The sequence below is a fragment of the Methylobacterium sp. WL116 genome (genome assembly GCF_008039455.1).
In the GTDB taxonomy this organism is placed as follows: Bacteria; Pseudomonadota; Alphaproteobacteria; order Rhizobiales; family Beijerinckiaceae; genus Methylobacterium.
In genome coordinates, this window is sequence record NZ_VRUV01000472.1 from 1 (window position 1) to 3,573 (window position 3,573).

Annotated in this window: 5 protein-coding genes; 1 reads left to right on the top strand and 4 read right to left on the bottom strand. The window is 62.8% G+C overall.

Annotated elements, in window-relative coordinates:
- The 4 genes from FV223_RS22920 to FV223_RS22935 all read right to left on the bottom strand — a co-directional run.
- Positions 1 to 518, bottom strand: a 518-nt coding sequence (locus tag FV223_RS22920; protein ID WP_147729149.1) for a hypothetical protein, incomplete at its 3' end; no start/stop codon positions are given.
- Between the two features lies 1 nt (position 519).
- Positions 520 to 855 (bottom strand): DUF3768 domain-containing protein, encoded by a 336-nt coding sequence (locus FV223_RS22925; protein ID WP_147729150.1) that lies wholly within the window; start codon positions 853 to 855, stop codon positions 520 to 522.
- Positions 856 to 969: 114 nt separating this feature from the next.
- Positions 970 to 1,710, bottom strand: a complete 741-nt coding sequence (locus FV223_RS22930; RefSeq protein ID WP_147729151.1) for a hypothetical protein — start codon at positions 1,708 to 1,710, stop codon at positions 970 to 972.
- Between the two features lie 368 nt (positions 1,711 to 2,078).
- Complete coding sequence (locus FV223_RS22935) at positions 2,079 to 2,807, bottom strand: response regulator transcription factor CtrA (RefSeq protein ID WP_147729152.1); 729 nt, start codon at positions 2,805 to 2,807, stop codon at positions 2,079 to 2,081.
- Between the two features lie 166 nt (positions 2,808 to 2,973).
- Between FV223_RS22935 and FV223_RS22940 the strand changes: the two genes are divergently transcribed.
- A complete protein-coding gene (locus tag FV223_RS22940) occupies positions 2,974 to 3,420 on the top strand; it encodes a MucR family transcriptional regulator (protein ID WP_147729153.1) in 447 nt (148 codons plus the stop codon).
- Positions 3,421 to 3,573: the final 153 nt, after the last annotated feature.

Genomic DNA, 3,573 nt, shown 5'->3' on the forward strand with positions numbered 1-3,573 from the left:
GGGGTGGCGAGCAGCCCATCGGCCCCGTCTAGGACCGCCCTGTCCAAGGCAGCCTCACCTTCCTGAGCGGTGGTCAGGCCGGCTTGATCGGCCGCCTCGTCCCATCGTCGCTGCCGACGCTGGAGAAGCCGCTGCAGGCGCCGCTGATGACGGCCTAATGAGATGACGCGTGCGATGGTCCCGGTGTCACCGGCATAGCGGTGTGATCCATCCCAATCGGGCGGCAACGGCACCCGCGGGTAGTCCATCTGAGTGAGAAGCGTCGCCTCGATGCGGTCGCAGCACGCCAACGCGGCCTCATGCCGTTCCAGCAGCGCCCGAAACTCCGCAAACAACCGCGGTATCGGATCAGCGACCGACTCAGGGTCGCCCGGGTAGGGCGATGGCAGCCCGGCACCCGCCACCTCCTTCCCGATCGCCGGCAGGCTGCCGAGGAGGGTGAGTAGCCGCCGGCGGGTCGGTGATCCCCGCGCCGATGGCTGGGCGCCGCCGGGTGGGGCGTCCTCGTGCCAGTCCACCTCAATACTCGATCGCTAGGAGCACGGTCATGACGCGCTCAGTGACCCCGGTGTCAGCCGGGTCCGGCGAGGGACGGGCGCGGCTGCGATCGAAGCAATCGATCTTCCAGAACACGCGCTCGCCGGCGGCTTCCACCGCGCCGAAATCGCGCTCGCCGTACGGGTCGTTGTCGGGCTCGAAGCGGTCGAAGGCGGCGATGGCGTCGAGGATGATCTGCTGCCGCTCACGGCCGAGCGCGACGACGCCGGCGGTGAGGACGAGGGTTCCGCCGGACAGCGAGCGGCGCAGGATGTCGTTGAGCGCAGCAACGCGCCCGACGTCGAGGAGGTCGGTCATGCAAAGCCTCGGAGGATGAGGAGGGGGGGTGGTCTGGTGCGGGGGGACGCCTAAGCGTCGCGCTTGGGCGCCCGGGTGGGTGATGCCCGACCCGGGTACGATGACTGACGACGGTTAGCCCTCGCCGGGCGGGAGCAACGCAAGCTGGTCGACCGGCCGCAAAATCGTAGGTTCGAGCGGATAGTCCCGCCACCGGAGGGAGAAGACCCGACCGTTGCAGTTGATGATTTCCGCCTCCCACCAACCCTCGTCGGGTCCCTCCTGGGCCAGCACGATGCTGCCGAGCCCGATCTGCTCGCGCTCGGTCGGCCGGACCTCCCCGACGAATAGACCGTCGCCGGGCCGTGGCTTTGGGGAAGCGTCGGCCGTTGCGATTGCCGGGACTATCCTTACCTCTTCGGCCTCGGCCGGCGTTTCTGCCGCGGGAGCAGGCGCAAGCTCGGTCTTCCCCAACTCGATCTTCGTAGAAGCCTCACACGCCGGCGCATCCGGCTCGCCGACCTGTTCACCACGTTCCTCAGGGCGTTCGGTGATGCTGAGGCCGGCTTGGTCGCCGGCTAGCGCGACGAGGCGGCCGTAGAGGTCGCGCCGAGCGCCCGGCACGTGTGCCTTGCCGCTCGGCAGGATCCGACCGTGGGCGAGCTGCAGCGCGAGGCGACGCTGCTCGTCATCGGCAATCGGCAGCACGCGCAGCTTCATCGTGACGGCGACGTTGGTGGCCGCCTCCGCCTGATTGCCATCGAACCAGGCGGCACACGGCTTGCCGCTGCGATTGCGCCCAAACAGCACCAGGGTCGGTGGTTGCGGCTCGAGCGGGCTCTCGGTGACGGGGGCGGGAATGAACTGGATTGCCATTTTTGGGCTCCTGAAACGACGAAGGCCCCCGTGGTGGGGGCCTTCTGTGGAGATGCTCGTGAGGAACGCGCGCTGGCGGGCACACGATGGCGGTCGGGGCCGCAATGGTTGTGATCGCCGGTGCATGGGACGCCCCTCAACTGCTGATCGATCAGCACCGCTGCGACGCATCGGTTCGCCAATCGACAACATCAACGTAGCACAAACCATGTCGATGTCAAGACATAAATCCTATAAGCGAGTAAGTGGCATAGCGATTGAGTCTGATTTTTACAGAAATCTACATGTTGAAACGCTTTACGTGCTGTCGGTTCGTAGATTGTTGACTAGAATATATTTAAACCATCCTGGTGCGATTTCAAAAACGATCAGGCTGCTGAGAGAGCTGGCCTAAGATTACTGAACATGTGAGGTCGTTCGGCCGTCTCTTCCCTGAGTACATATCCGCGACCCCAGACTGTCTCGATGTAGTTCTTGCCGCCTGATGCGGTAGCAAGCTTCTTGCGCAGCTTGCAGACAAACACGTCGATGATTTTCAGCTCGGGCTCGTCCATGCCGCCGTAGAGATGGTTGAGGAACATCTCCTTGGTCAGTGTCGTGCCCTTTCGCAGGGCAAGGAGTTCCAGCATCTGGTACTCCTTGCCAGTGAGCGGAACCCGGTTCCCACCGATCGCGACAAGCTTCTGATCGAGGTTGACGATCATGTCGTCGATCGTCACGGCCGCCTCGGCATGCCCTTGCGAGCGGCGGACGATCGCTTGGATACGGGCGACGAGCTCATCCCGGTGGAACGGCTTGGTGAGGTAGTCGTCGGCGCCAAAGCCGAGACCCTTCACCTTGTCCTCGATGCTGGCCATTCCTGAGAGGATCAGGATCGGGGTCTTCACCTTGGCCACGCGAAGGCTGCGCAGCACCTCGTAGCCGGATATGTCAGGGAGCGTCAGGTCGAGGAGGATGATGTCGTAGTCGTAGAGCTTGCCTAGATCGATCCCCTCCTCACCGAGATCGGTGACGAAGGGATTGAACCCAGCCGTCTTCAGCATCAGCTCGATGCTCTGCGCCACCGCCGCATCGTCCTCGATCAGCAGAACCCGCATCGTCCGTCCCCGTAAGTGTTAAGATCCACTAATGCGTGATCCTTAACAAATCCTTGTTTTGCAGTAGGGTCCGTATCAGCGCCTTATCGGCCCATATTCGACTTGTTGTTCTGCCAAAAGCTAATTAAGACAGGCCATATCAGTTGATTATAGGGCAGTATATTTCATGTTGGACGAAGCAGTGGCAGACACAAGCAGCAACGTTTTGGCGATGGCAGCCGATATCGTCTCAGCCTATGTCTCGAACAATCACGTTCAAGCTGGCGAGTTGCCGAACTTGATTGCCAGCGTCCATGCATCCTTGAGCCGCCTCGGCGGTGAGGAGCCGACGGCCGCGTCCGAACCTGAGAAGCTGACGCCCGCTCAGATCCGCAAGTCGATCACCCCAGATGCGATCATCAGCTTCGAGGACGGCAAGGGCTACAAGACGATGCGGCGTCATCTTACCCTACGCGGCCTGACACCGGAGGCCTACCGCGCCAAGTGGGGCCTGCCTGCCGACTACCCGATGGTGACCACGAGCTACTCGGCAAAGCGCTCCGAGCTTGCCAAGAGCCTGGGTTTGGGTGGGCAGCGGCGCAAGTTGGCACTGGACGCGGCTGATGGATCGTGAGGGGACTGGGCCTGGAGCGCCTAGGTCACAGGGTTAATGAAGCGTTTCCGTTCATGCCTTGTTCCCGTTGTGGAAAACTCCCGAAGCGGTCAGTTTGGCCCTTGTAGCGGGGCACAGCATGCACATTCGAGCCGGGGAGCGGCTGCGCCTTAC

Bases quoted from the DNA above. Each gene is read 5' to 3' on its own strand.
- FV223_RS22925 (WP_147729150.1), bottom strand. From the start codon at position 855: ATGACCGACCTCCTCGACGTCGGGCGCGTTGCTGCGCTCAACGACATC.
- FV223_RS22930 (WP_147729151.1), bottom strand. From the start codon at position 1,710: ATGGCAATCCAGTTCATTCCCGCCCCCGTCACCGAGAGCCCGCTCGAG.
- FV223_RS22935 (WP_147729152.1), bottom strand. From the start codon at position 2,807: ATGCGGGTTCTGCTGATCGAGGACGATGCGGCGGTGGCGCAGAGCATC.
- FV223_RS22940 (WP_147729153.1), top strand. From the start codon at position 2,974: ATGTTGGACGAAGCAGTGGCAGACACAAGCAGCAACGTTTTGGCGATG.